A 25,955-nucleotide genomic window follows, 5' to 3' on the forward strand; every position below is an offset into this window, starting at 1 on the left:
TTCCTAGGGCATTACTTGCATGGGTTGCGTAACAACCATCTTCCTTGATGTAGAGTGGGAACAACCATTCACTCTCAGTGCGGCTGGCTGCAATCTCTAATGCTTTGAAAGCAGTAGGCGTAAGAGGAATTGATCGTTCTGATGATGGTGTCTTCAGTCTCCGTTTATCGTTTGGACGGATATGAAGGACTTGATCATGCCAGTTGATGTCAGACTTTAGCAAGCCAACAACTTCTGCCAATCGGCATCCCGTCTCTCCTAGGATGGGGAACAACAATCGGACGTTACTCGATCCTTCAAGTGCTTGTCGGTATCCACTGATAAGCTGGTCTGTTGTAAACGTCCCTCGCTTATTGCTGTCTTGTCCCTCCCCTTTGATGTGCAGCCTTGAGAACGGATTACGTCTATCCACGTCTAACTCTGAATAAGCATAGTTCAGAATGGCAGACATGCTGTTGATCCGCCTTCTGATCGTAGCTGTTTTATTACCCTTCTGTGTCAGATGATGAACGAACAGCTTTGCATCTTCTCGTCTGTAGTCTCGGACTTCTCGGTCACCAGCCACAGACAGAAATGCAGAGAGGGCAAGCCGAGAAGGCCTCTCGTTGATGTCTCGGAGGGAGAGATACTCCTCAGTGATCTGGGACAGTAGGTAAGACCTTGGCTTAAAGCCTTCTACAACAAGAGCCAGATCTACGGGCTGGACTGCCCGCTTATCACGCCAAGAAGCTTCAAGAATAAAGCTAAGGCGCTGGGCGTAGGCATCGGCCTCATCAGGACAACGAGACAAGGCCTGACGAATGAAGGAACCATAGGCTTCAACTGCATGTTTAGGCACACGTCTATTATAGTAATAGGTGCCTGAACGACTGATTGTGTACTGAATATGTGACACGATGAATTACTCCGATGAATTAAATCGAAGGAACTTCAACAAGTTATCTGAGAGTAATGGTGCGGTCGGGGGGACTCGAACCCCCACGAGTGTTACCTCACAGCGACCTCAACGCTGCGCGTCTACCAATTCCGCCACGACCGCATATTCATGTGCTTGGTATGGGCGCGGCTTAGACAAACTGCGGCGGCCTTACAAGTCAAAAAATGCGCATCACTCATGACAATCTCAACATGGCCTGATATTGCCATGCAAAATTGCCGCTGCGGCATTGGATTGTCAGCAGGCAGGGACACCTAAGTTAGGAAATTCCACATGGTCGAATGGATTACCTCCACGTCTTTGGTCTCATATGACGCGGCTTGCGCTGAGATGGAGCGGCGCGTCGCAGGGATCATCAACGGCTCAATGAACGAGGCGATCTGGCTGCTTGAACACCCCCCTCTTTACACTGCGGGCACATCAGCGGACCCAAGCGATTTGACCGACCCAAACCGTTTTGACGTGTTTGAAAGTAAGCGCGGTGGGCAATACACTTATCACGGGCCGGGACAGCGGGTCATCTACACTATGCTAAATGTGAACAAACGGGGCCGTGATGTGCGTGCGTTTGTGCAATCTCTGGAAGCTTGGGTGATTGACGCATTAGGCGAGTTCAATGTGACCGGTCATATTCGCGAAGGCCGAGTTGGTGTTTGGGTTGAGCGGCCTGAAAAGCCGCTTGGCCCGAATGATGACATGACCGAAGACAAAGTGGCCGCAATTGGAATTCGCCTCCGCAAGTGGGTCAGCTTTCACGGCATCTCAATCAATGTTGAGCCGGATTTGTCCCATTTTGACGGTATTGTGCCCTGCGGAATTACAGATCACGGTGTTACATCGCTAGTGGATTTGGGCCTTCCTGTTACGATGGACGACCTCGACGTTGCCCTACGCAAAACGTTTGAGACGCATTTTCCCGCGATTATTTAAAAGAGAACAAGGCGCTGAAATCTCAACAACAAGCCGCTGCTACGGGTCAGATTTCCAACGTATACAATTGTTTACAATTCTAAACGGGCGGTAAAATCAGGCATTTAGATCATCCCAACTTGAATGACCTGCGCCATTTTAGCCCACATTTTACGGCGTATTAACATTGCTCTGATAGCGGCTGTGCCTTAGTAACAGGTCAGAATACCCTCCACGAGTCGCTTCGTGGGGTGCTATACATTGGGAACCAAAAAAACGGAGGCACCGGACATGGCAGACGCCGCCATTCATGGCTACGACGCTGAGCACGAAGACAACCGCGGGTTCTTTACCCGTTGGTTTATGTCTACAAACCACAAAGATATCGGCATTCTTTACCTATTTGCATCAGGTATCGTCGGTTTCATTTCCGTAGCATTTACAGTTTACATGCGCCTGGAGCTCATGGAACCTGGCGTGCAATACATGTGTCTTGAAGGCGCACGTTTCCTCGCATCCGAGGCAACTTGTACGCCAAACGGCCACCTTTGGAACGTCATGATCACCTATCACGGTGTGTTGATGATGTTCTTTGTTGTTATCCCCGCCTTGTTTGGTGGTTTTGGTAACTACTTCATGCCATTGCAAATTGGCGCGCCGGACATGGCCTTCCCACGCTTGAACAATTTGTCATTCTGGTTGTTCATTGCAGGTACATCACTTGGCGTCGCATCAATGCTGGCACCAGGCGGTAACGGCCAACTAGGCTCAGGTGTAGGTTGGGTCCTGTATCCACCGCTTTCAACATCAGAAGCCGGTATGTCGATGGACCTGGCAATCTTTGCCGTACACGTTTCCGGCGCATCATCGATCCTAGGTGCGATCAACATCATCACCACGTTCTTGAACATGCGTGCGCCAGGTATGACACTGCACAAAGCACCACTTTTTGCATGGTCGATCTTTGTAACTGCATGGCTGATCCTTCTGGCACTTCCTGTGCTTGCAGGTGCGATCACAATGTTGCTGACAGACCGCAACTTTGGCACATCCTTCTTCCAGCCCGATGGCGGTGGCGACCCTGTTCTCTACCAGCACATCCTGTGGTTCTTCGGACACCCAGAAGTGTACATCATCATTCTGCCGGGCTTTGGTATCATCAGCCACATCATTGCAACATTCTCGCGCAAACCGATCTTTGGCTACCTGCCAATGGTCTACGCGATGGTCGCAATTGGTGTCTTAGGCTTCGTTGTGTGGGCGCACCACATGTACACAGTCGGCATGTCACTGTCGCAACAGTCATATTTCATGATGGCGACGATGGTGATCGCGGTACCAACCGGTGTGAAGATATTTAGCTGGATTGCAACAATGTGGGGTGGCTCTGTTGAGTTCAAAACACCTATGCTTTGGGCGTTCGGCTTCTTGTTCCTCTTCACCGTCGGTGGCGTAACAGGCATCGTGTTGTCACAGGCCGGTGTAGACCGCGCTTACCATGACACATACTACGTGGTTGCTCACTTCCACTATGTGATGAGCCTTGGTGCCGTATTCTGCATCTTCGCAGGTATCTATTTCTATCTGCCGAAAATGTCCGGCCGCATGTATCCCGAGTGGGCTGGTAAGCTGCACTTCTGGGCGATGTTCATCGGCGCAAACCTGACATTCTTCCCGCAGCACTTCTTGGGCCGTCAGGGTATGCCACGTCGTTACATCGACTACCCCGAAGCGTTCGCGACTTGGAACTATGTCTCTTCGATCGGTGCATTCCTGTCGTTTGGTTCGTTCCTCTTCTTCATCGTGGTTCTGTTCTACACATTGCTTGCAGGACGCCGCGTGACAGAAGCGAACCCATGGAACGAATATGCAGATACGCTGGAGTGGACACTTCCATCACCACCCCCAGAGCATACGTTTGAGATTCTTCCAAAGCAAGAAGACTGGGACAAAGGCCACGCGCACTAAGCGCTGCAACCTACGACTGAATAAGAAAGCCCTCGCCTTTTCGGCGGGGGCTTTTTCTTTTTGACCGGATGGTAGTCATCCATTCCGACCTGCGGTAAAACATACAGTGGAAAAGCAATCGTCAGCATTGCTAACTCGCAGGAGCAGCCTAGCTTCTAGGCAAGAATAGACACGCAAGCGACAGACGACATGCCCTATCAAATTACCAACCAGAACCCTTGCACCATAACACTCTGGCCTCACCAATCGATGAACCCACAAGGCTTCGTTTGGTTCATCGGTATTACAAGCAGCTTAATCTTTCTGCCCGCAATCGCCATTCTGGGAAGCCCCGTTGTCTGGGGTCTGCTGCCATTCTTTATCATCGCGCTCTGGGCAGTCTGGAGCGCAATCCGCCGCAACCAGAAAGACGCCGCGGTGCGCGAAACGCTAATAATTGATTGTGAAACAACTGCTTTGTCGCGGATCAACCCACGTACAGCTGCCCAAAGCTGGCAAGCAAATACCTACTGGGTCAGCGCACACATGCACACCAAGGCCGGACCCGTAGAAAACTATGTCACGCTGAAAGGCGCCAACCGCGAGGTAGAGCTTGGCGCCTTTTTATCTGCTGATGAGCGCGTCACACTCTATGATGATGTGCAACGCCTGCTCAAAGAACACCGTGAAGCGACCCCTAGCTACTCAGCTGATCCTTGACCATCGGACCCACACTGCCAAAGTCCATCTGGCCTGTATAGGCAGCTTTCAACGCTGCCATCACTTTACCCATATCGCGGATGCCCTCGGCCCCGGTCGCGCGAATGGCTTCTTGAACTGCGGCTGCGGTTTCGTCGGCATCAAGTTGCTTTGGCAAATAATCCTCGATGATCGCGATTTCCTGCAGCTCTTTCTCCGCAAGCTCCAGACGTCCGCCCTCTTCATAGGCTTTGGCACTTTCTTTGCGCTGCTTGACCATCTTGCCCAGAATAAACGTGATATCTGCATCGCTCACAGAAACCACCTCATCAGATCCACGCGCAGCAATCTCACGATCTTTGATCGCAGCGTTCACCAACCGCAGCGTTGACAAGCGGGCAGTATCTTTCGCCTTCATCGCCTCTTTCAGCGCGGCAGAAATCTGTTCTTTCATTGTCATAGCAGGACCTAATATGTCAGTTAAGTTAAAGGACTAAGGTATAGGCGTAACAGCGTTACAACTCAAGCCCGACGGGTAACGCCCAAGTCATTGATAAATATATGTAATTATATATTCCCCCAATGCACAGACGGCCTGTTGACGCCCTTACGCCAAGTGCCTATGTTCCGCCAAGTTTGACCTGATGAACCGGAATCTGCGCCATGACTGACACGTCGCACCCCACAGCTTGCCTCGCCCTTGCGGATGGAACGTTGTTCTACGGATTTGGCTTCGGAGCAGAAGGCATCGTTGAAGCTGAACTTTGCTTCAATACGGCAATGACCGGCTACCAAGAAATCATGACAGACCCGTCATACGCGGGTCAGATTGTTACTTTTACGTTTCCACACATTGGCAACACAGGCATCACACCAGAAGATGATGAGCATGCAGACCCAATCGCGGCTGGCATGGTGGTGAAGTGGGATCCGACAGACGCATCAAACTGGCGTTCAACGCAAGAGCTTGGCGAGTGGCTTAGCGCACGCAACCGCATGGGGCTGGGCGGCGTTGATACACGCGCCCTCACCCGTGCGATACGCAACCAAGGTGCACCACATGTGGCGATGGAATACCGCGCAGATGGAAAATTCAATATTGAAGCGCTGGTTGCAAAAGCCCGTGATTTCAAGGGTCTCGAAGGGCTTGACCTCGCAAAAGACGTTACATGTGCACAAAACTACACTTGGGACGAAATGCGTTGGGCTTGGCCAGATGGCCATGCAAAGCGCAGCGAAGCTGGCTTCAAAGTCGTCGCGCTTGATTTCGGCGCAAAACGTAACATCTTACGGTGCCTTGCGTCTGCGGGATGTGATGTAACTGTTCTACCTGCAACAGCGACAGCTGAAGAAGTTTTGGCACACAAACCCGACGGTGTGTTCCTGTCAAACGGTCCTGGCGATCCGGCTGCGACGGGTACTTACGCTGTACCAATGATCAAAGACGTTTTGAAGCAATCCAACATTCCGGTCTTTGGTATCTGTCTGGGTCATCAAATGTTGGCTCTCGCCCTTGGTGCACAAACTGTGAAAATGAACCACGGCCACCATGGCGCCAACCACCCCGTTAAGGATTTGGAGACCGGCAAAGTTGAGATCACCTCAATGAACCACGGCTTCACGGTTGATAGCCAAACGCTGCCCGAAGGTGTGGTTGAAACGCATGTTTCTTTGTTTGACGGGTCTAACTGTGGCATCCGTATGGCTGATCGCCCAGTGTTCAGTGTGCAATACCACCCTGAGGCAAGCCCGGGTCCGATGGACAGTTATTACCTGTTTGAACGGTTTGTAGAGCACATGTCTGAGCAAGCAAAAACATCTGCTTGAACGGCTTAGATTTAACTACTCTTTAAGGATCAGGCGCCATCACTAACACGCAGCGTATTGCGGCTGTGCGTTAGTAAAGAGTTGTCATGTCATCCCACCCACTTGCCCTTGTTAAGGGGCAATCACGACATTCGTTTGGTTCGGTAAGTAACGGCTCTCGTGACGCAAGTAGCCCCTGGCTTGATGTCATGCTTGACCTCGGAACACTTGCACCAGCCGATGCGTAGGCAGTTGCTCACAATGCGCGGCATGATTGGGCACCAATCTGCGAATATGTTAATGCTATGTTCATGCTTGACGAGGCAGATATCCTGCGCGCTCAAAGCCTTAAAAGCGGTGCACGTATAATTGATCCTGCAACTCCGTTCCGCCAACCCGGGTTGCTTAAAGATGTAGACATCAGGAAATGCATTAAGAAAGCCGTCATTCCACTACGGAACGTGGGCTCCGCCACTTTAGTCGTGACATCATCACCTACAAGCTTTGCCGCGGACACTACACATTTACCCGATCACCTGCATCCACTCAAAATGGCATTAGCAACACGCCATCAGATCACAGATGTCATCGCCAACGATCACAAAACACGGCTGAAGGAACTGGCCGAAAGTCGCGTTGATTCCGAAGATAGTTGCCGACATTTAAGTAAGCCCACATCAAGAACAGCAAAAATTCTCTGGCTCTTGGGCTTTGGCAGCGTCGCTTTGTTTATGCCAAAGGTCCTATTTGCAGCACTCATTGGCTGGGCCATTCTCAGCATGTTCGCAGTCGTTGCACTCCGCGTTTGGGCCAGCATTGTTTATCTGTGCCAAAACCCCATACCAGGCCAAGAAACCGCACTCTTTCAGCTACCAACAGTATCAATTCTTGTTCCCCTTCTAAACGAACGCAACATCGCGGGACAATTGGTCAGACAACTTAGCCGCCTCGATTATCCCCGTGAAAAGCTTGACGTCTGCTTGATCACCGAAGCCAGCGATAAGGTGACCCAAACCACATTGCGCGAGACGATTTTGCCTCACTGGATAAAGGTTCACGAGGTTCCTCAGGGCAGCGTTAAAACCAAACCACGCGCGATGAATTACGCATTCGATTTTTGCCGTGGCAGTATTATCGGGATCTATGATGCCGAAGATGCGCCTGAACCAGATCAGCTACTCAAGATCGTCCATGGCTTTGCCAACCGCCCCGCCGAAGTGGTCTGCCTGCAGGGTGCTCTCGATTTCTACAACCCAAAACAAAACTGGATGTCTCGCTGCTTTACCCTCGAATATGCCACGTGGTTCAGACTGATCTTGCCCGGTTTCCAAGCCCTCAGACTGCCAATTCCACTGGGTGGCACAACAGTTTTCTTTCGCAGGTACGTCCTTGAGGAATTAGGCGGATGGGACGCGCACAACGTGACCGAAGACGCCGAACTTGGCATGCGTTTGGCCAAAGCAGGTTACAGAACAGAATTGATTGATACCACGACTTATGAGGAAGCCTGCTGCGCGCCGCGCGCTTGGATCCGTCAACGCTCAAGATGGCTCAAGGGATACGCCGCCACATATATGGTGCTAATGAAGGACCCAAAGGCGCTTTTCTCGCAATTAGGATGGCGTGGGTTTTTGGGCGTACAGCTGATCTTTTTGTGCACCCTTAGCCAATTCGCATTGGCGCCTCTGATTTTAGGCTTGTGGCTTCTGCCCGTTCAAGAGGTGGCTTTAAGCGCGGGGATCAGTTGGCTAACAAGTGCAATCGTGGCGATGTTCATCATGGCTGAAATTGCCAACATCACTGTCACAGCGCTTGCAACCCGAAGGGCGGAACACCGCCGTTTCTGGATATGGATACCGACACTACACGCCTATTTCTTCTTGGCATCTCTAGCCTGCTACAAGGCCCTATGGGAGCTCATTCGCGATCCGTTCTACTGGGATAAGACAAGCCAAGATAAATCCCTCAAACGTGCCCAGCCATCGCCAACAGGCGCTAAATCCCCGTTGCCTCAACCGCTTCGGCGTCCGCACGTAAGCGTGTCTGAAAAGCCACCGAAATATGTTCGCGAAGAGCCTGATAAGCACGGTCGCCGTCACCGGTTTCAATAGCCGAAACGATCGCATCGTGTTCTTCAAGAGCAAGCTTGTCACGGCCCTCAATCGCAAGTGATGTCGTCGCCAACAGCGCCATAGAGCGGTGAACAAGATCAAGCTGGCGCACCAAAAAGCGGTTATGGCTGGCCAAGTGAATTTGTTTGTGGAACCTACGGTTGGCCCGCGACAACGCAGACGGGTCGCCCATCAGCTTATGATCTTCGTCGACCATCTCACGCAGCACTTTCACCTCTTCAGGTGTGGCATGGCGTGCGGCCAACTGCGCAGCCAAACCTTCAAGTTCTGCGCGCACCACGTAAAGTTCTGCCAACTGGTTGTGATCCAGCGACGCAACAATCAGGCTTCGCCCATCACGAGTCAAAAGGCTTTGTGTCTCAAGGCGCTGTAACGCCTCGCGAATAGGTGTCCGAGATACGCCAAACCGGTCAGCAAGCTCACTCTCAACCAAGCGCGATCCGGGCTTGTAAACGCCTACATCAATCGCATCGAGGATCAGGTCATATGCATCTTTTTGATTTGGTTTCAACATTTTGGCGTCCGTTCTTCGTGCGTTCCCTGACCCTAGCCCGATGGGTCGCACGCTGGCAACCCGTTTGCCATTGACCCACAGTATGACACAAGTACTGTTCGCTCATGACACACAATCTTCGCGACGTTTTCAATGATACCCAGACTTGGGTGTTTGACCTAGATCACACGCTTTACCCGCCCGATGTTCCGCTGTTTGCGCAAATGGAAGTACGCATCGTGGACTACATGTGCCGTGTTTTGCATCTGGACCGTGACACAGCGAATGCCCTGCGCGCCGACTACTGGCGCGATCACGGGACCACATTGGCTGGCCTCATGGCAGAGCATCAGATTGATCCGGACCCGTTTCTTTGGGACGTGCATCAGCTTGATTTCAGCGTTGTTCCCCAAAGCCCAAACCTACGCGATCTGATCACACGGCTGGATAACCGCAAGATCATCTACACCAACGGAACCGCCCCTTACGCCGAAGACGTGATCACAGCGCGCGGCATCGTGGGGCTGTTTGATGCAATCTACGGCGTCGAGCACGCGCATTACCATCCCAAGCCGAACCGCGCTGCTTTTGAAACTGTTTTCTCACTCGACGGGTTCGACCGAACGAAAGCGGTCATGTTCGAGGACGATCCTCGTAACCTTGAGGTCCCAAAGGAAATGGGGCTTACCACAGTGCTGATAAGTCCAACGCCCAATCACAGCGCCTTTATTGATTATCAGGCCGCTGACTTGGAAGAATTTTTGTCGCAGATCACCTAAGGCACCTTTCCCTCACCGCATCGCGGGCCTACTTTAGAGGTATGGAACGTACAAAAATCGACATTCTCATATCAGGCGGTGGCATCGCAGGCCTGACGGCAGCTGCTGCATTCGGCACGGCCGGATTTTCTGTAGTTTGTGTCGATCCGACGGCCCCAGTGACTGAACGCAACACAGATGGAAGCGATCTGCGCAGTACCGCATTGTTGCAGCCCGCCCGGGACTTTTTGGAAACTGCAGGCATTTGGGCCAAACTCAACCCCCACGCCAGTCCCTTGCAAACGATGCGCATTGTGGACGCGGGCGGCGAAGTTGCAGAACCCCGTCTCACCCGTGACTTTGACGCCGCCGATATTTCCGACAGGCCCTTTGGCTGGAACCTGCCCAATTGGTTGCTACGCCGTGAAATGTTGGCCCGCCTTGATGAATTGCCAAACGTAACGTTCCGTCCGGGCGTCGGCACCAAAACACTACTTACACGCCAAAGCGAAGCGCTTGTCAGCCTTAGCGATAACACTCAGGTATCTGCACGACTGGTGATTGGTGCGGATGGCCGCAATAGCCCTGTGCGCCGCGCGCACGGGATTGGGGCACGCACAACTCGGTATGGTCAAAAAGCGCTCGCTTTTGCGGTCAACCATCCGATCCCGCATGAAGGTGTTAGTACCGAGGTGCATCGTACGGGTGGGCCGTTTACCTTGGTGCCGCTGCCGGATTACAACGAGATGCCATCCTCGGCCGTGGTTTGGATGGAACGCGGCGTGCGCGCCAAAGAGCTTTACGAGATGCCCGAAGATACGTTCAACGATGCCATGTCAGAGCGGTCCTGCCACCTTTACGGCCCGCTGACCCTTGCAAGCCGACGCACAATTTGGCCGATCATCAGCCAAATCAGCGATCGTTTTTATGCGGAACGCACCGCCCTAATCGCCGAAGCAGCCCATGTGGTGCCGCCGATCGGTGCGCAGGGTTTGAACATGTCCATCGGGGATATGGCGGCGCTGCTAGAGTTGTCTCTGCGGGACCAATCCAAGCTGGGTGAGCCGGAGATGCTCGCGCAGTACGAACGCAAACGCATGACCGAGGTCAAAGCGCGTGTAACGGGTGTCGACGCGCTTAACCGTGCCTCAATGATGGCAGCACGGCCTTTGCGAGATGCGCGCGCCGCAGGGGTTGCAACACTTTATTCATTGGCGCCAGTTCGCAAAACGTTGATGCAGCTCGGTCTTGGGGCGCGTGGCTGATAGAGCCACCAAGCGACATGTCACAACGGACCGGGCAAGCGCTCCTCTGACAACAACACGTTGGCCTCAACATCACCTGCACCTGGAAGGGTCATGATACGGCGCCGCAAGATACGCTCAAAATCCGCCAAATCCCGCGCAACTACCCTGAGCCGGTAATCATAAAGCCCCAACATATGCTCAGCCGTTTGCACTTCGGGAATTGCGATAACCGCGCGTTCAAAATCATCCAGGCTAACCCGCCCTTTGGTCGCCAGCTTAACGCCCAAAAACACCGTAACACCAAAGCCCAACTTTTCGGCATCAAGCTTTACGCGACGCCCTTTGAAAACGCCTGACGCTTGTAGTTTTTGCAATCTGCGCCACGTGGCTGGTTGGCTTAGTCCCAAATCGCGACCCAACGCACCCGCAGATTGCGTCGCATCCCGCTGCATCGCCTTGACCAAAGCCATGTCAATCGCGTCCCAGCTCACAACGGCAACCTTTCATCTGATTTAAGCGTCGACACCAACATCAAGGCCTCAATGTCCGAGATATGCGGCAGTGTTAGGATGCGATCACGGTAAAGCATCTGATAGTGTGCCATATCCCGCGCGACCACAAAAAGCCGCACATCTACGCGCCCCAAAAACGTCTGAATTTCAGTGACTTCAAACACATCACGGGCGGCGGCATGAAATTCATCAAACGCACGTGCTTGGGTTTTATCAAGGGTGATCCGCAACGAAACGGAAACTTCAAACCCAAGTGCCGCCCAATCAACCACCGCCTCTTGCCCACGGTACAGTCCAGCATCGCGCAACTTATCAAGCCTGCGCGTCACTTTAGCCGCCGTCAGGCCGCACCGATCAGCAATTTCATGCATTGCCGCATCCGGCGTATACTGCAACGTGCGCAGAATGCGTCTATCAAGATCATCAAGCATGAATTTATCTATAAAGTAATTTATAGCGAATGAAACTATCGAAAATAGTCACAAAAATTACATTTCTAACATCGCAATTGTCTTGGACTGACCGTAAAAGGTACGAAGACATTCACCAAGCACTCAGACCAAAGGAATTTGATATGCGCGTTTATTACGATCGCGATTGCGATGTTAACCTGATCAAAGACAAAAAAGTAGCCATCCTCGGTTACGGCAGCCAAGGCCACGCACACGCGCTCAACCTGCGCGATTCAGGTGCGAAAAACCTTGTTGTTGCTCTGCGCGAAGGCTCACCTTCCGCGAAGAAAGCCGAAGGCGAAGGCCTCAAGGTTATGGGCATCGCCGAAGCCGCGGCTTGGTGTGATGTGATCATGTTCACAATGCCCGATGAACTTCAGGCAGAAACATACAAAAAATACGTCCACGACAACATCAAGCCAGGCTCCGCAATAGCGTTTGCCCACGGTTTGAACGTACACTTTGGCCTGATTGAGCCAAAAGAAGGTGTGGACGTGATCATGATGGCCCCCAAAGGCCCAGGTCACACAGTGCGCGGCGAATACACCAAAGGCGGCGGCGTGCCATGCTTGGTTGCGGTACATGAAAACGCATCAGGCAAAGCGCTTGAAATCGGTCTGTCATACTGTTCCGCAATTGGTGGTGGCCGTTCAGGCATCATCGAAACCAACTTCCGTGAAGAGTGCGAAACTGACCTCTTTGGTGAGCAGGCAGTCCTTTGTGGCGGCCTTGTTGAGCTGATCCGCGCGGGCTTCGAAACACTTGTTGAAGCAGGCTACGCACCAGAAATGGCGTACTTCGAGTGCTTGCACGAAGTGAAGCTGATCGTTGATCTGATCTATGAAGGCGGCATCGCCAACATGAACTACTCAATCTCCAACACAGCTGAGTACGGCGAATACGTCAGCGGCCCACGCGTGCTGCCATACGACGAAACAAAAGCCCGCATGAAAGCGATCCTGGCAGACATCCAAACAGGTAAGTTTGTGCGTGACTTCATGCAGGAAAACGCTGTTGGTCAGCCGTTCTTCAAAGGCACACGTCGCATCAACGACGAGCACATGATCGAAGAAACTGGTGCGAAACTGCGCGAAATGATGCCGTGGATTTCTGCTGGCAAAATGGTCGACAAAGAAAAGAACTAAGGTCTCTTACCTTGTTCACTTGGGCCTCCGCATCTGCGGGGGCCTTTTTCGTTTGTGATTGCCTGCACAGGCGCATTTAACTCTCGCCACTGGACCAAAGCGCGCCTAGTGTCAGCCCATGAGTAACACCGTCCCCACCCCCGAAAATCCCGGTGCATTTAACTGGTTCCTGATCTGCTTTTTGGGCGTAATTTGGGGCAGCGCATTCATGAGCATCAGCTTGGCGCTACAAGAATACCCACCATTTACTCTGGCAGCACTGCGCGTCTTTTTCGGCGCAATCGTTTTGTGCATCATGGGGGTCATCATGGGCCAGCCAATCACGCGCATTCATCAGACCGCGGGATTACCCGGATGGGGCTACAGCGCCATCATTGGTTTCATCACCGTCACCGCACCATTTTTGCTGCTGTGTTGGGGCATTCAGCACGTACCGTCCGCGTTCGCCGGCGTCGCGATGGGGGCCATTCCGCTCATTATCCTGCCGCTTGCCTATATCTTCTCACCTGAGGAAGGCATCGGCCCACGTCGCATTATCGGTGTAGTGCTGGGATTTGCTGGATTGGCGCTGTTGTTGGGAAAAGGCGCGCTTGAGACCACATCGACCCAGACGTTTTGGGGGCAGCTTGCCTGTCTCGCAGCAGCTGCGTGCTATGCGGTCGGCTCAATTATCACCCGTCGCGCCCCGCGCATCCCGCCCGTGGCGTTCGCCAGTGGCACGCTGGCTGTCGGTGCTGCGATGCTTATCCCATTTGCGATTATCGCCGAAGGTGTGCCCCGTCTCAGTTGGAGTTTTGAAACCCTAACGGTCTTCTATCTTGCTGCCCTGCCAACCGGCTTGGCCGCAGCAATCCGCGTGATTGTTGTGCAATCAGCAGGCTCCGTCTTCATGTCACTGACGTCTTATCAAGTGCCAATCTGGTCGGCCGTGTTCGGGATCATACTGCTTGGCGAGGCCCTGTCAGCACAACTGTTCATCGCCCTCGCGCTTATCCTTTTGGGTATTGGGATCAGTCAGTGGCGCAGCTTGGTGCTGGTCGCACAAAGCATCCGTTCAAAGAAATGATAGCCTAGGCCACTTGCGCCACGATCTCATCGACAACACCCTGCACCACTGTTTCAAGAAGTGCAGAGTCTTCGCATTCGGCCATGACGCGGATCAACGGCTCAGTCCCAGATTTACGGATAAGTAACCGCCCCTTGCCATGAAGGTCAGCTTCGGCGGCAGCAATCACCTGCTGAACTGCCACAGCTTCAAGCGGCGCGGTTCCGCTTGGGTAGCGCACGTTTTTCAAAAGCTGCGGCACAGTCTCAAACGTGCTCGACAGATCAGACGCACTATGACCGGTGCGGATCATTTCACACATAAATTGGAGCCCCGCCAACAAGCCGTCGCCGGTTGTGGCATAGTCAGTCATCACAATGTGGCCCGATTGCTCGCCGCCCAAGTTGAAGCCACCTTTGCGCATCGCTTCAACCACGTGCCTATCCCCAACCGCCGTACGCAACAAGGTCATCCCGCGATCCGCTAGGTACCGCTCAAGACCAAGGTTCGACATCACTGTGGCCACCAAGGTGCGTGCGTTCAAACGCCCTGCAGACGCCCATGAACCTGCCAAAAGCGCCATCAACTGATCACCGTCTGCAATGCGACCCTTCTCATCAATGATCATCACGCGGTCTGCGTCGCCATCAAGACAAATGCCCAAATCCGCGCCGTTTTCAATCACCGCCTGCGCCGCCATATGCGGTGCAGTCGAGCCGCAGTTGTCGTTGATGTTGAACCCATTTGGCGATGTCCCAACAGGGATCACATCAGCGCCAAGTTCCCATAAAATCTCGGGCGCCGTTCGGTGCGCCGCACCATTCGCGCAATCAATCACCACTTTCAGCCCTTGCAACGAGATACCCGCAAGCGATGTTTTTAGGCGCTCACCATAGCGGAAACGCCCCTCATCAATACGTTTGGCGCGGCCAATATTATCAGGTTGCGCGGGGCTGGTGCCTTCGTGAACCAGTTGCTCAATCGCGGCCTCGGCCTCATCTGACAACTTAAATCCGTCAGGGCCAAATAGCTTGATGCCGTTATCCATATGCGGGTTATGGGAGGCGGAAATCATCACCCCCACATCCGCACGCATCGATGTCGTTAGCATCCCGACCGCCGGTGTGGGCACGGGGCCTAGCAAAAAACAATCCATGCCAGTGCTGGTAAATCCGGCCGTCAAAGCATTCTCAAACATGTAGCCCGACAGGCGAGTGTCTTTGCCGATCACGACGCGGTGACGTTTGTTGTCACGGCGAAAGTACCGCCCTGCCGCCGCACCAAGGCGCAAAGCCATCTCGACAGTCATAGGATATTGGTTCGCCGTGCCACGCACCCCGTCGGTGCCAAACAGTTTCGCAGTCATATTTAGTACCCGTTAGCTACAAAATTGCGCCGGCCATATCAAAAGCCGCGCGTGTCGCCTCTATATCATGAACACGGCTGATCTGAACCCCTTGCCGAAACCCTTCAAGCGCGACCGCGACAGAGCCAAAAACCCGCTGGTCCGCTTGGGGGGCATTTGTGATTGTGCCGATCCAGCGTTTGCGCGACGCCCCGAGCAAGATCGGGCACCCAAGGCTGTGTAGCACGCTCAGCCGCTTTAACAGCGCCAGATTATGCTCAAGCGTCTTGCCAAAACCAATGCCGGGATCGATCCAGATATCTGTGCGTGCAATCCCGCACGCCACAGCCGTCTCAATGCGCTCAGACAAAAAGTCATACACATCAAGCACAACGTCGTCGTACTGCGGATCGTCCTGCATCGTCTCCGGATCCCCGCTTGCGTGCATCAAACAGATAGGCGCACGGGACGAAGCGGTCACTGCGCCGACAGCGGGGTCATGGGTCATCGCGTAGACATCATTGACCAACGTCGCACCCGCCGCCAAAGCCGCCTCGGCAACATCCGCTTTTCGTGTGTCGATGCTGATTGGCGTGTGTGCGGTTGCGTCGTAATTTCGCAGAGCTGCAATCACGGGAACCGTACGCCCGATCTCAACGTGGCTGGGCACATAGGCCGCACCAGGCCGCGTGCTTTCCCCGCCGATATCAAGCATATCCGCACCGGCGTTCTGCATCGCAATCGCGTGAGATACTGCTGCATCAAAGCCTTCAAACTTACCGCCATCAGAAAAGCTGTCTGGCGTGACATTGAGAATACCCATGATGTTGGCACGCGCCATATCAAGCCCCGCAACATGCCCACGCGCGGCCGTAAGACGCGATAGAACGTGATCTGGCACATCAGCTGCCGGAATGATGCGCGGTGTCGCGCTGCGGCTCAGAACTTCTACGGTGTCGAACCACGTCCACCCACCTGCTAAGACATAGGCGCCATCTGGACGGGCGATATCAGTCTGAACGATTGGGCGGAAATAGTCAGTCATTGGCCTTCGTGCCGCTCAAAACTGTGCCGCATCGGCGGCATGGACTGTGACATGAACATCGCCAACTGCGGCATCCGCGGGCAACTCATCGCCAATCAGCATTAATTCAGACGCGCTCATATGGCGGGCGAACCATGCTGCCAATGAAGGGCAGTCCGATGGGGCCGTCGCAGGCCCTTCAACAGCATCAAGCACAATTTTAGACGGTGCCCATACGGCGATTTGTCCGTTTTTCATTGACCAATCGAGCTCGGTCAACGTTCCAACCACCACGCATCGCGCATCACGGGCGGCCAGTACCCAAGCGTTTTGTTCAATCGCGAGTAAGTCGATCCGGCGTTGCGGCGCGCCAAGTGATACGGCCGGTACGGCTGTCTCGCCCAGGCCAACACACAAAATCAAAGGCAATTCACGCTTTGCAAGTGTATCAATCCAGCCCCTTAGATGCGTCGAATGAAGTGCCTCGTTTGACAGATAAACAACGCAAGGGTGAACCGTTTCCGGCGCGTCCTCAACAACACTCAGCGACCGCGAGCGCACAATCTCAACCCCAAGAGCAAACGGCCCACGGTCCAGTTTTTGAATGCGTACAAAAGCACGCATCGCCTGTGGCTCAACCAAAATACGATCCGCAATCCGTTCTGCCAAAGTTTCAAGCAGGTTCAACCGCTCGGCGGCCAACTCAATGGCAACGGCCTCGGTAATGCGGTCATATGACAAAATCCGGTCCACATCGTCGCCGATGGGTCCCTCAAGCGGCTTCACTTCCACCACGATATCAAAACGAACCCGCTGTGTTGTGCCACGCTCAAGCTGAAATGCACCAATCTCAACATCCACAATATGGTCGCGCACAGAAATACGGTCAAGCGGTTGAACCGCAGTTGTCGCCTCGGAACGCTCGGACGGATGGGCAAAAGCCAGATGGATGTCATTTGTCATGGCCGAGGGCATATCGCGGATATTTGCGTAGAACCAGACAGATTGCGACATGGGGGCAACCGTATACGGTGTTTGCTGGCACGCGGCCCAGATGCTAAGCAACCCCATGACCCAAGCGCCCCCCTCCTCCGCCGTGGCAACAGTGACCGTTGTTGTAATCGGTATTCTGTGGGGGTTTTACTGGATGCCCGTCCGGTATTTACAAGACGCAGGCCTGCCCGGGGCATGGGGCACATTTGGTATCGCCCTTGCCGCAACCTTTGTGTTGGGGGTTTCAGTCCTGATTGCGCGCCCGAACGTTCCGCGTGATTGGCCCACTTACGGGGCTTTGGCATTGGGCGGTGCAGCCTTCGCGATGTATTCGGTAGGCTTTGCCTATGGGCGTGTAGCTATCGTCATCCTACTTTTCTTTTTGACACCGGTCTGGAGCACATTGATCGCACGTTTTATTCTGGGCCGTACGACGAGCATGACGCGCCTTGCAGCAATTGTGATCGGGCTGCTTGGGCTATTTGTGATGCTCGGCGCGGATGGTGGGGTTCCATTGCCACGCAGCATCGGGGACTGGCTTGCGCTGGCGTCTGGCATCTGCTGGTCCCTGTCGAGCACGATCATTCATGAACGTGAACCGATCAAACCGCTGCTTGCCGCTTTTGCTTTTTCCAGTGGTGCGGCAGTACTTTCGGGTTTTTGTATCTTGGCCCTGCCAACGCAACCGCTTGACCTAAGCGTGCTAACCCCGCCGACCCTTTTGATCACATCTGTTACAGGCACGCTTTGGTGGGGCCTCTCTATGGCAGGTCTAATGTGGGCAACAGCCCTACTCGACCCTGCGCGCGTCGGCATCTTACTGATGAGCGAGGTACTTATCGGGGCGCTTTCTGCCGCCTTTTTGGTAGGAGAGCCATTGCTACCGTTCGAGCTGATCGGCGGCGCGTTGGTCCTAAGTGCTGCAATACTCGAGGTCTGGCCTACAAAGGCCAAACAGCCCTAGCTGCTATAGCTTTGACGGTAAAAGTGATGAAAGCCAATTGTCGCGGTTCGCGGATAGACCCGTGCCCAATTGGGCCGCACGCTTTTGGTATGATAATGGGTCGCACCAGCGGTCAGCGCCGGAAGATTGCCTTGCAACGTTAGCTTGGCGATCTTGCCAACGCGGGTCCATGCCCGTGGCTCGCCGATGATTTCTTTTTTGCCATCGCAAGTATAAGTAAACTGACACGCAAACTTACGGCCTGTCCCTTGGTTAATGACGGCACACACAGTGTTGGGATATTTCGCAGACTTAACACGGTTCATAATAACCTCGGCCACTGCAAATTGGCCCTTCACGCTTTCGCCCCTCGCCTCAAAATAAAGCGCCTCTGAGAGACATTTCCAGCTTTCACCCCCTGAAGCGGTAGGCAATTGCGCCAGATAGCTACGCTCGTACGCGACGCCGCGCAACCCGCTTGGGCGGCGCTTTGGCAGCAAAGACACTTGCGGGGCAGCAGTCAGCGTATCAAGCCGGTTTGACGGCACCATCTGAAAAGCCGCATTTTCAGTCTTTAGAAGACCAACAATATGCGCTGAAACCTTGAGCGCTGTGCCATCGGCCGCCTCAGCATTGCGGGTATCAGCGAGAACGCCAAAGCCAGCAACAAGGGCCAAAACACTGCAAACGCGCTGAGCGCGTGAAATCAAAGAAGTTCGGGGCATGCGCCATCCAGAGTTGTTTCAAGGGCAGACAGCACAGCCAATACATCTATAAATAAGGCCTAAATGCGCGTCTGAGGCGGGCTGTTAAGCCAATTCAGCACACAAATCTACCCCCCCGGTTCCTGACTAGGCGGTATGCACGGGATGCAAATCGTCGCAGCGCAGCAAAAGGTTTAAGAAAACCAATATGTTCCAAACTGAAGCTGGAAACCTAGCTTGGGCGACCCAACGCTAATTGCGCCGCGATCAGCCGTGCAACAGGAACCCTAAACGGCGAACAGGACACGTAATCGAATCCCTGCGCGCGGGCAAATGCCATGGCTGGCGCCGATCCACCGTGCTCGCCGCAGATGGACAATACCACGTCTTTTGCCGTCGCCCGCCCGCGGTCTGCGCCAATTTGAACTAACTCGCCAACACCTTCTTCGTCGAAATATTGAAACGGATCTTCTGCAAAAACCTGTTGCTGCACGTAGGTCGACATAAACCGGCCCGCATCGTCACGGGACAAGCCATAGGTCATTTGTGTCAGATCGTTGGTCCCAAACGACAAAAACGCGGAATGCTGGGCGATGTCGCCTGCGCGCAAAGCCGCGCGCGGCGTTTCAACCATCACGCCCAGCTTGTAGTCAAATGTCTGGCCAGAGCTGACCATCACGGCCGATGCAACCGCATCAATACGAATTTTCAAAAGCTCAACTTCGCGTTTGGCACTGACCAAAGGCAACATGATTTCGGGCGTCACCGCATGGCCGCGCTTATGCGCTGCTGCCGTTGCCTCAAAAATCGCTTGGGCCTGCATATCATAAATCTCAGGCAACGTGATCCCAAGGCGCACCCCGCGCAAACCCAACATCGGGTTGAACTCTGACATCTGATCTACCCGCGCAATCACATCCGACAACGGCAGGTTCATCGCTTCGGCCAAGTCGCGCATGCCATCCCGATCCGACGGCAAAATTTCATGAAGCGGCGGATCAAACAGCCGGATACACACGGGCAAGCCCGCCATGATCTCGAACAATTGCCCGAAATCATCCCGCTGCATTGGCAACAACCGCTCAAGAGCCGCGCGACGGTCTTCAGAGGTGTCTGCAAAGATCATCTCGCGCATTACGGTCAGGCGGTCACCGTCAAAAAACATGTGCTCTGTGCGGCAAAGCCCAATACCCTCCGCGGCGAAATTACGAGCGGTTTGCGCATCGGCAGGGGTGTCCGCGTTGGCCCGCACGCCAATATCGCGCACCTCATCGGCCCAACCCAGAAGCGTTTGAAAGGCCCCGTCCAGAGAGGGCTCCACAAGAGTGACCTCACCCACCAGAACTTCGCCTGTGGTGCCATCGATCGTGATCTTATCACCGGCCTTCAAGACAAGTCCGTCTTGGGTGGTAAGCGTTTTATCTCGGGCAGAGATACTAAGGCCCGCAGCCCCAACAATTGACGGCAGGCCAAGACCGCGGCCGATCACGGCCGCGTGGCTCGTCATGCCGCCCCGCTCAGTCAAGACACCCGCGGCCACGTTCATTCCCCGAATATCTTCGGGCGCAGTTTCACGGCGCACCAAGATACACTTCTCGCCTTGCGCCGCAAGCGCCTGCGCCTCATTGGCAGAAAACGTGATTTGCCCCATTGCAGCACCCGGCGATGCAGCGAGACCCTTTGCGATCACATTGCGGTTTGTGCCAGCCGCCACTTGGCGGTGCAGCAATTCTGACAACATGTTGGGCGGAATACGAAGCAGCGCATCTTGGCGCGCGATGATTTTGTCTTGTGCTAAAGCCACCGCCACATTCACCGCAGCACGGGCAGACCGTGTTACGCGGATACCATCGAGGATGAAGAGCTCACCGTCTTGGATGGTAAATTCATGCTCCATTTCCTCGCGCAGCTTACCCCGCGACGTCTCCATATGCGCCAAAAGCTGCGCATATAACTCGGGATGACGCTCCTCCAGAGAGGGGCCGCGCGCATCTCGCGTTAGGTATATCGCGCGATCTGCATCCATTGCATCGCGGCCTTGGCTTTGCCCCAAGAACCGACCACAAATCATCCGCTCACCGGTTGTTTGGTTGATGCCCATGATCACACCCGAGCCGCAATTACCCCGTCCGACGCCAAGCTTCATCTCTTGCACAACAAGCCCCAAGCCCGCATCCGCGGGCGCGCCTTTTGCTTGGCGCAGCAAATGTGCAGTTGTGCCTTCCCACGCACGCGCCATTGATCGCAAAACCTCGCCCAATTGTTGCTTGGGGTCTTGGGGGAATACTTCATCAGTTTCGGCAAAATACGCCCGCAACGCATCGTCAAGCGCCTCGCGCGGGCGCTCAATAGGTTGGGTAAACTCATCAGGGTCAAGGCGCGCCACGTTGACCGCATAGGATTGCACGAACCGCAAATACATCAGGGCGGCGGCGTCTGTGCCAATCTCATCAGACAGTTCAGTGAAACGTGCATCATTCATGCCGATGTTCAGCACCGCAGATGGCCCACCCCAATCACTGTCTTGGCTGGATGGGCGCACACTAAAGAGTGCGTCTTGCGCAAACTCTGCCAGAATAGCGCCCAAATCTGGGCCCATACCATTGGCAATCGCACGGACAGTTTTGAACGGCAACGCCACAGTACGCGGCACAGGCATGTCGAGGCGGATCAGACGCTGCAAGCATTTTGCCCGCCCGCCGTGGGTACCGGCGGCCATCGTTGCTTGTGCTGAGATGACCGTGAAGTCTTTGATTTCTGTAGCTAGCTGCATCGCCGCATCCCGTTCAGTTAGCTGCAGCATAGGGGCTTTTTGGCAAGGAACAAGTATTTGCTCCTTACCGTTTCGTCACACAGTTTCGGCCACCGTGGCCGTACTGCGCTATCCCTTGATGCGGGTCAGGTCAGCGACAGCACCACAGGTTGTGCGGATCCGGCTCAGCAAGTTCAGGCGGTTACGGCGGATAATTTCGCTATCCGCATTGATTTTCACATCGTCAAAGAACGCATCGATTGGTGCACGCAACTGTGCCATTGCCGACATTGCAGCAGCAAAATCGCCGCTTTTCATTGCCGATGCAATCGCAGCGTCAGCCGTGTCCAAGGCTCCGAACAAGGCTTTTTCTGTATCAGCTTCGGCAAACTTGATGTCCGCCCCGAAGGAGTACTCAACCCCGTCTTTGGCTTCCGCTTGGCTGAGGATGTTGTTTGCGCGCTTGAACCCTTGGATCAGGTTTTCACCGTCATCGGTTTTTAGCGTGTCCGACAACGCACGTCCGCGTTTGACCAACAAGTTCAAATCATCGTTGCCGTCCATCGCCGTGCACGCATCAATGATGTCATGGCGAATGCCTTGATCGCGCAAATAGACTTTCAGGCGGTCGTGGAAAAAGGCCAATAGATCAGAGGCATCTGCATCTGAGTGCGCTGCTGAAATGATATCGCCAAGGGGCAAAGTCAGGTCGTTTTCAAGAATTAAACGGGTCACACCCAATGCAGCACGTCGAAGGGCAAACGGGTCTTTGGAGCCTGTCGGTTTTTCATCAATCGCCCAGAAGCACGCAAGCGTATCCAGCTTATCTGCGAGGGCAACGGCCACTGATACGGGCGCAGTTGGCACCGCGTCAGTCGGACCCAGCGGGGAGTAGTGTTCTTGCGCTGCGGCTGCGATTGCCTCGGACATGCCAGCGGCCTTGGCATAATACCGCCCAATAAGCCCCTGCAATTCGGGGAACTCATACACCATTTCCGAGCTTAGGTCAGCCTTGGCAACACCCGCTGCCTGCCCTGTCTCGTTTGCATCAGAACCGGTTACATCCGCCAAACGGCGCGCCAAAGCGCCGATCCGTGCAATGCGGTCTGCTTGTGAGCCCAGCTTGTTGTGGAACGTCACATTGCTTAACGCATCTGTCCAAGGTGTCATGCCTGCTTTGGCAACGCGCAAGTCATTTTCCCAAAAGAATTTTGCATCCGCTAAACGGGCGGATAGCACTTTTTGGTTGCCGGCTAGGATAGTCGCACCGTTGTCGGCTGTTGCAATGTTGGCCACAGTTACAAACCGTTCAATGCGGCCTGTTTTGGTGTTGCGAACCGAGAAGAACTTTTGGTGTTCGCGCATGGAGGTCTGCAAAACCTCCGCGGGCAGTTCAAGGAAGTCCTCGTCAATTGTGCCCATCAACACAACCGCATGCTCTACAAGGTTTGCAACCTCGGCCAACAGGCCTGCGTCTTCGATAACTTCAAAACCGCCTGCAAAGGCTTGGTTTGTGGCATCTTGCCAAATCGCGTCAGACCGCTCGGCCGCGTCCAAAACCACATAAGCCCGTGAAAGCTTGCTTGTGTAATCATCAAATGAGGAGACGGTAAATTCGTCAGGCGCATGAAAGCGGTGACCCCGTGTGGTATTAGAAGACACGATCCCCTCAACCTCAAGAGGGACAACACGTGCCCCTTCTTCGTCGCTGAGAATACATAAGATTGAATGAAGTGGCCGGACCCATTTCAGATTGCCAGCACCCCACCGCATAGATTTTGGCCACGGAAAGTTACGCACCGCAGCTTCAAGCACTTCAGCAATAACATCTTCTGCCAAACGCCCTGGTTTATGGATTGCCGCAAAATAGACCTCTTTCTTGCCAACAGTCCGTACTTCAAGATCATCTTTGTTGACGCCAGCACCGCGCAAAAACCCTTCGATTGCTTTGTCCGGTGCGCCAACGGCGGGGCCTTTGCGTTCTTCTACCGTCGGTTTGCTTTGTCCCAGCAACTCGCCCACAGCCAAGGTCAAACGACGTGGGGTGTGAAAAGCCGCAGCCCCTGCATACGTCAACCCAGCCTCAACCAAGCCATCTGTAATCAGCTTTTGTAGGTCCTTTGCGGCACGCGCTTGCATGCGCGCTGGAATTTCTTCGGAAAAGAGTTCAATCAAAAGATCGGGCATATCGGGTCCTTAATCGCGGGTCGCGAGGGTATCTTTTCGTTTCGGATCAAAGGGCAGCAAACTGCGGAATTCCGCGCGCGCACGAATAAATTGGTGTGGCCAAAATCACTGAAGGGTCTCCGGCGGGGTTGGGCAACCTTCAGGTGCGCTACGGCCGTCAAAAACCACCTCACCGCAGCCGTTGATCTGGTGCCAGACAAAGCCGCGTCCATCAGACATGATGCCCACAACACGGTCGATCCCGTATTGCACGTTTTCTTCGCCCAAATATGCCGTTGCTGCGCCATCTTCGAGCGCAGCACCAATCGCATCCGCATCAAAGCACTCAAACCAATCAGGCGCCACACGGGGCTCGGCCGCGTCATAGACTTTGTAGGTTTCCGTCAGCATTGCCTCTGACATCTGCGTGGTAAAGCATGCACGGTATCGAAGCGGTGAGCTGTCTGCATCAATCGCTTGAAAGTCCGCGAACAAAATAGGCTCGGCCACATCACTGGTCAGAGGGGTCAGTTCGACACCGCCGTCCATCACCTCATAATAGAAAGCGTAAACCTGAAGGTAATAGAGCGCGATGCCCGCGATTAGGGCACTCACGACAATGGCCGATATTGCGATGCGTGCGCCATTCATGCCTCAGCCGCCTTGTATCCACCGGCCTCAGTTTGCACGAACGCATCCGCGCATTGCTTGGCCAGCGCACGAACACGCCCGATATAGGCCTGCCGCTCGGTCACCGAAATGACGCCGCGCGCATCCAGCAGGTTGAACACATGTGATGCCTTGATGCACTGATCATAGGCTGGGTGCGCCATCACGATGCGCTTGCCCGTTTTTGGGTCTTCATGCGGCTGTGCCAAAATCGCTTCGCACTCGGCCTCTGCATCTTTGAAATGCTGCAAGAGAGTTTCGGTATTTGCAACATCAAAGTTCCAGCGGGCATACTCTTCTTCTGTTTGCTTGAAGATGTCGCGGTAGCTCAACGGGATTGGCGCAGAGGGGTCGTTGAACGGCATATCCATCACGTGATCAATGCCCAAAATATACATGGCCAAACGCTCAAGACCGTATGTCAGCTCACCCGAAACCGGCTTGCAATCATGCCCGCCAACTTGTTGGAAATACGTAAACTGCGAAACTTCCATACCGTCGCACCACACTTCCCAGCCAAGCCCCCAAGCGCCAAGCGTGGGACTTTCCCAGTCGTCCTCGACAAAGCGAATATCATGCAGGCTCATGTCGATACCAATTGCCTTTAATGAGCCGAGGTAGAGGTCCTGCAGATCAGAAGGCGATGGTTTAATCAGCACTTGATACTGGTAGTAGTGCTGCAAACGGTTCGGGTTTTCACCGTAGCGCCCATCTGTTGGCCGGCGCGAGGGCTGTACATAAGCCGCCGCCCACGGTGTGTCCCCAAGGGCGCGCAACGTTGTTGCGGGGTGGAACGTGCCCGCGCCTACCTCCATGTCATAGGGTTGCAATATCGCACAGCCCTTTGCAGCCCAGTAATTTTGCAACCGCAGGATGATTTCTTGGAACGAACGGGGGGTATCAAGCGCTGGTGTAGTCATGGCGAACCGCCTATCAAAACAGAGTTGTCTGACCCATAAAGCGTGCCCCAACAAGGGTCAACCGGCGCTCGTAAACTCGGTCATACGCGCACCTTGTGATCTGGGCAAATTGCGGGCAATCTTGTGGGGATACGTCATCGGACCACTGGTCCAATTTTCAAGAGTGAGACCCTATGCGCCCTATTACTGCCGCCTATTTTTTCGCATGCTCAACCGCCTTGACTACCCCACCTGCCCGCGCTGGCACAGCAGACCATTTCCGGGCAAAGTGCACAGGCTGCACAAGTCACGCCACAAAAAAGTAGCTGGATCCAGATTGAGGCTCAATCAACCCTTTTGGGTGCCCAAGACCGGATA

Annotated in this window: 24 protein-coding genes and 1 tRNA gene; 11 read left to right on the plus strand and 14 right to left on the minus strand. The window is 54.1% G+C overall.

Annotation, left to right across the window (positions count from 1 at the left end; all coding sequences use genetic code 11):
• Positions 1–895: DUF6538 domain-containing protein (locus ACTF5M_RS07535; protein ID WP_438960423.1), on the minus strand; the 895-nt coding region annotated here is incomplete at its 3' end.
• Positions 896–952: 57 nt separating this feature from the next.
• A tRNA-Leu gene (locus ACTF5M_RS07540) sits at positions 953–1,039 on the minus strand.
• 171 nt (positions 1,040–1,210) lie between these two features.
• Here ACTF5M_RS07540 and lipB point away from each other — a divergent pair.
• The 3 genes from lipB to ACTF5M_RS07555 all read left to right on the plus strand — a co-directional run bounded on the left by lipB (position 1,211) and on the right by ACTF5M_RS07555 (position 4,513).
• Positions 1,211–1,867, plus strand: a complete 657-nt coding sequence (gene lipB / locus ACTF5M_RS07545) for a lipoyl(octanoyl) transferase LipB (RefSeq protein ID WP_438960424.1) — start codon at positions 1,211–1,213, stop codon at positions 1,865–1,867.
• A 270-nt stretch (positions 1,868–2,137) separates the two neighbouring features.
• Complete coding sequence (ctaD, locus tag ACTF5M_RS07550; protein WP_438960425.1) at positions 2,138–3,814, plus strand: cytochrome c oxidase subunit I; 1,677 nt, start codon at positions 2,138–2,140, stop codon at positions 3,812–3,814.
• Between the two features lie 189 nt (positions 3,815–4,003).
• Positions 4,004–4,513: a DUF2244 domain-containing protein gene (locus ACTF5M_RS07555; RefSeq protein WP_438960426.1), complete on the plus strand. Its 510-nt coding sequence runs from the start codon at positions 4,004–4,006 to the stop codon at positions 4,511–4,513.
• Here ACTF5M_RS07555 and ACTF5M_RS07560 read toward each other — a convergent pair.
• Positions 4,491–4,952, minus strand: a complete 462-nt coding sequence (locus tag ACTF5M_RS07560; RefSeq protein ID WP_438960427.1) for a GatB/YqeY domain-containing protein — start codon at positions 4,950–4,952, stop codon at positions 4,491–4,493. The genes ACTF5M_RS07555 and ACTF5M_RS07560 overlap by 23 nt on opposite strands.
• A 203-nt stretch (positions 4,953–5,155) precedes the next feature.
• On the opposite strand from ACTF5M_RS07560, the gene carA reads away from it, so the two are divergent.
• From carA to ACTF5M_RS07575, 3 genes are all read left to right on the plus strand, one after another.
• The gene (gene carA, locus ACTF5M_RS07565; RefSeq protein WP_438960428.1) at positions 5,156–6,319 is read left to right on the plus strand and encodes a glutamine-hydrolyzing carbamoyl-phosphate synthase small subunit; all 1,164 of its coding nucleotides are present in this window, start codon (positions 5,156–5,158) and stop codon (positions 6,317–6,319) included.
• 86 nt (positions 6,320–6,405) lie between these two features.
• On the plus strand, positions 6,406–6,546 hold the full coding sequence (locus ACTF5M_RS07570) for a hypothetical protein (protein WP_438960429.1): 141 nt from the start codon (positions 6,406–6,408) through the stop codon (positions 6,544–6,546).
• A gap of 63 nt (positions 6,547–6,609) precedes the next feature.
• Complete coding sequence (locus ACTF5M_RS07575) at positions 6,610–8,409, plus strand: glycosyltransferase family 2 protein (RefSeq protein ID WP_438960430.1); 1,800 nt, start codon at positions 6,610–6,612, stop codon at positions 8,407–8,409.
• Here the strand turns inward: ACTF5M_RS07575 and ACTF5M_RS07580 are convergent.
• The gene (locus ACTF5M_RS07580) at positions 8,294–8,944 is read right to left on the minus strand and encodes a GntR family transcriptional regulator (protein ID WP_334066708.1); all 651 of its coding nucleotides are present in this window, start codon (positions 8,942–8,944) and stop codon (positions 8,294–8,296) included. The two genes, ACTF5M_RS07575 and ACTF5M_RS07580, sit on opposite strands and share 116 nt — an antisense overlap.
• Positions 8,945–9,048: 104 nt before the next feature.
• On the opposite strand from ACTF5M_RS07580, the gene ACTF5M_RS07585 reads away from it, so the two are divergent.
• Together ACTF5M_RS07585 and ACTF5M_RS07590 are read left to right on the plus strand one after the other, a co-directional pair.
• Complete coding sequence (locus ACTF5M_RS07585) at positions 9,049–9,702, plus strand: pyrimidine 5'-nucleotidase (RefSeq protein ID WP_438960431.1); 654 nt, start codon at positions 9,049–9,051, stop codon at positions 9,700–9,702.
• A gap of 41 nt (positions 9,703–9,743) precedes the next feature.
• On the plus strand, positions 9,744–10,946 hold the full coding sequence (locus ACTF5M_RS07590) for a UbiH/UbiF family hydroxylase (RefSeq protein ID WP_438960432.1): 1,203 nt from the start codon (positions 9,744–9,746) through the stop codon (positions 10,944–10,946).
• Positions 10,947–10,966: 20 nt separating this feature from the next.
• On the opposite strand, the gene ACTF5M_RS07595 is transcribed toward ACTF5M_RS07590, so the two are convergent.
• Together ACTF5M_RS07595 and ACTF5M_RS07600 are read right to left on the minus strand one after the other, a co-directional pair.
• The gene (locus tag ACTF5M_RS07595; RefSeq protein WP_438960455.1) at positions 10,967–11,398 is read right to left on the minus strand and encodes an Lrp/AsnC family transcriptional regulator; all 432 of its coding nucleotides are present in this window, start codon (positions 11,396–11,398) and stop codon (positions 10,967–10,969) included.
• A gap of 17 nt (positions 11,399–11,415) precedes the next feature.
• A complete protein-coding gene (locus ACTF5M_RS07600) occupies positions 11,416–11,871 on the minus strand; it encodes an Lrp/AsnC family transcriptional regulator (protein ID WP_438960433.1) in 456 nt (151 codons plus the stop codon).
• Positions 11,872–11,900: 29 nt separating this feature from the next.
• Between ACTF5M_RS07600 and ilvC the strand changes: the two genes are divergently transcribed.
• Positions 11,901–13,037 carry a ketol-acid reductoisomerase gene (gene ilvC / locus ACTF5M_RS07605; protein WP_438960434.1) on the plus strand — a complete coding sequence of 379 codons (1,137 nt, stop codon included), beginning with the start codon at positions 11,901–11,903 and terminating at the stop codon, positions 13,035–13,037.
• Positions 13,038–13,155: 118 nt separating this feature from the next.
• Positions 13,156–14,103, plus strand: a complete 948-nt coding sequence (locus tag ACTF5M_RS07610) for a DMT family transporter (RefSeq protein WP_438960435.1) — start codon at positions 13,156–13,158, stop codon at positions 14,101–14,103.
• Between the two features lie 4 nt (positions 14,104–14,107).
• On the opposite strand, the gene glmM is transcribed toward ACTF5M_RS07610, so the two are convergent.
• From glmM to ACTF5M_RS07625, 3 genes are read right to left on the minus strand one after another with little or no spacing between them, the layout of a single operon-like run.
• Positions 14,108–15,448 (minus strand): phosphoglucosamine mutase, encoded by a 1,341-nt coding sequence (glmM, locus tag ACTF5M_RS07615; RefSeq protein ID WP_438960436.1) that lies wholly within the window; start codon positions 15,446–15,448, stop codon positions 14,108–14,110.
• A gap of 16 nt (positions 15,449–15,464) precedes the next feature.
• The gene (gene folP / locus ACTF5M_RS07620; RefSeq protein WP_438960437.1) at positions 15,465–16,472 is read right to left on the minus strand and encodes a dihydropteroate synthase; all 1,008 of its coding nucleotides are present in this window, start codon (positions 16,470–16,472) and stop codon (positions 15,465–15,467) included.
• 15 nt (positions 16,473–16,487) lie between these two features.
• A complete protein-coding gene (locus ACTF5M_RS07625; RefSeq protein WP_438960456.1) occupies positions 16,488–17,414 on the minus strand; it encodes a dihydroneopterin aldolase in 927 nt (308 codons plus the stop codon).
• 106 nt (positions 17,415–17,520) lie between these two features.
• Between ACTF5M_RS07625 and ACTF5M_RS07630 the strand changes: the two genes are divergently transcribed.
• Entirely contained in the window at positions 17,521–18,408 is an 888-nt protein-coding gene (locus ACTF5M_RS07630) for a DMT family transporter (RefSeq protein WP_438960438.1), read from the plus strand.
• Here the strand turns inward: ACTF5M_RS07630 and ACTF5M_RS07635 are convergent.
• From ACTF5M_RS07635 to ACTF5M_RS07655, 5 genes are all read right to left on the minus strand, one after another.
• The gene (locus ACTF5M_RS07635) at positions 18,405–19,112 is read right to left on the minus strand and encodes a cell wall hydrolase (RefSeq protein WP_438960439.1); all 708 of its coding nucleotides are present in this window, start codon (positions 19,110–19,112) and stop codon (positions 18,405–18,407) included. The two genes, ACTF5M_RS07630 and ACTF5M_RS07635, sit on opposite strands and share 4 nt — an antisense overlap.
• A gap of 211 nt (positions 19,113–19,323) precedes the next feature.
• Positions 19,324–21,894: a putative PEP-binding protein gene (locus tag ACTF5M_RS07640; protein WP_438960440.1), complete on the minus strand. Its 2,571-nt coding sequence runs from the start codon at positions 21,892–21,894 to the stop codon at positions 19,324–19,326.
• 78 nt (positions 21,895–21,972) lie between these two features.
• Entirely contained in the window at positions 21,973–24,030 is a 2,058-nt protein-coding gene (glyS, locus tag ACTF5M_RS07645) for a glycine--tRNA ligase subunit beta (protein WP_438960441.1), read from the minus strand.
• A gap of 105 nt (positions 24,031–24,135) precedes the next feature.
• Positions 24,136–24,660 carry a DUF6446 family protein gene (locus ACTF5M_RS07650; RefSeq protein WP_438960442.1) on the minus strand — a complete coding sequence of 175 codons (525 nt, stop codon included), beginning with the start codon at positions 24,658–24,660 and terminating at the stop codon, positions 24,136–24,138.
• A complete protein-coding gene (locus tag ACTF5M_RS07655; protein ID WP_438960443.1) occupies positions 24,657–25,598 on the minus strand; it encodes a glycine--tRNA ligase subunit alpha in 942 nt (313 codons plus the stop codon). Before ACTF5M_RS07655 ends, ACTF5M_RS07650 begins: the two co-directional genes overlap by 4 nt.
• Positions 25,599–25,955 lie beyond the last annotated feature (357 nt).

It is taken from the genome of Nereida sp. (genome assembly GCF_965655635.1).
Taxonomy (GTDB): domain Bacteria; phylum Pseudomonadota; class Alphaproteobacteria; order Rhodobacterales; family Rhodobacteraceae; genus Nereida.

Bases quoted from the DNA above. Each gene is read 5' to 3' on its own strand.
- ACTF5M_RS07640 (WP_438960440.1), bottom strand. From the start codon at position 21,894: ATGCTGCAGCTAACTGAACGGGATGCGGCGATGCAGCTAGCTACAGAA.
- glyS (WP_438960441.1), bottom strand. From the start codon at position 24,030: ATGCCCGATCTTTTGATTGAACTCTTTTCCGAAGAAATTCCAGCGCGC.
- ACTF5M_RS07560 (WP_438960427.1), bottom strand. From the start codon at position 4,952: ATGACAATGAAAGAACAGATTTCTGCCGCGCTGAAAGAGGCGATGAAG.
- ACTF5M_RS07635 (WP_438960439.1), bottom strand. From the start codon at position 19,112: ATGCCCCGAACTTCTTTGATTTCACGCGCTCAGCGCGTTTGCAGTGTT.
- ACTF5M_RS07590 (WP_438960432.1), top strand. From the start codon at position 9,744: ATGGAACGTACAAAAATCGACATTCTCATATCAGGCGGTGGCATCGCA.
- ACTF5M_RS07585 (WP_438960431.1), top strand. From the start codon at position 9,049: ATGACACACAATCTTCGCGACGTTTTCAATGATACCCAGACTTGGGTG.
- ACTF5M_RS07655 (WP_438960443.1), bottom strand. From the start codon at position 25,598: ATGACTACACCAGCGCTTGATACCCCCCGTTCGTTCCAAGAAATCATC.
- ACTF5M_RS07610 (WP_438960435.1), top strand. From the start codon at position 13,156: ATGAGTAACACCGTCCCCACCCCCGAAAATCCCGGTGCATTTAACTGG.
- ACTF5M_RS07600 (WP_438960433.1), bottom strand. From the start codon at position 11,871: ATGCTTGATGATCTTGATAGACGCATTCTGCGCACGTTGCAGTATACG.
- ctaD (WP_438960425.1), top strand. From the start codon at position 2,138: ATGGCAGACGCCGCCATTCATGGCTACGACGCTGAGCACGAAGACAAC.
- ACTF5M_RS07595 (WP_438960455.1), bottom strand. From the start codon at position 11,398: ATGGCTTTGGTCAAGGCGATGCAGCGGGATGCGACGCAATCTGCGGGT.
- ACTF5M_RS07580 (WP_334066708.1), bottom strand. From the start codon at position 8,944: ATGTTGAAACCAAATCAAAAAGATGCATATGACCTGATCCTCGATGCG.
- ACTF5M_RS07555 (WP_438960426.1), top strand. From the start codon at position 4,004: ATGCCCTATCAAATTACCAACCAGAACCCTTGCACCATAACACTCTGG.
- ilvC (WP_438960434.1), top strand. From the start codon at position 11,901: ATGAAACTATCGAAAATAGTCACAAAAATTACATTTCTAACATCGCAA.
- ACTF5M_RS07625 (WP_438960456.1), bottom strand. From the start codon at position 17,414: ATGACAAATGACATCCATCTGGCTTTTGCCCATCCGTCCGAGCGTTCC.
- carA (WP_438960428.1), top strand. From the start codon at position 5,156: ATGACTGACACGTCGCACCCCACAGCTTGCCTCGCCCTTGCGGATGGA.
- ACTF5M_RS07630 (WP_438960438.1), top strand. From the start codon at position 17,521: ATGACCCAAGCGCCCCCCTCCTCCGCCGTGGCAACAGTGACCGTTGTT.
- glmM (WP_438960436.1), bottom strand. From the start codon at position 15,448: ATGACTGCGAAACTGTTTGGCACCGACGGGGTGCGTGGCACGGCGAAC.
- lipB (WP_438960424.1), top strand. From the start codon at position 1,211: ATGGTCGAATGGATTACCTCCACGTCTTTGGTCTCATATGACGCGGCT.
- ACTF5M_RS07575 (WP_438960430.1), top strand. From the start codon at position 6,610: ATGCTTGACGAGGCAGATATCCTGCGCGCTCAAAGCCTTAAAAGCGGT.
- folP (WP_438960437.1), bottom strand. From the start codon at position 16,472: ATGACTGACTATTTCCGCCCAATCGTTCAGACTGATATCGCCCGTCCA.
- ACTF5M_RS07570 (WP_438960429.1), top strand. From the start codon at position 6,406: ATGTCATCCCACCCACTTGCCCTTGTTAAGGGGCAATCACGACATTCG.
- ACTF5M_RS07650 (WP_438960442.1), bottom strand. From the start codon at position 24,660: ATGAATGGCGCACGCATCGCAATATCGGCCATTGTCGTGAGTGCCCTA.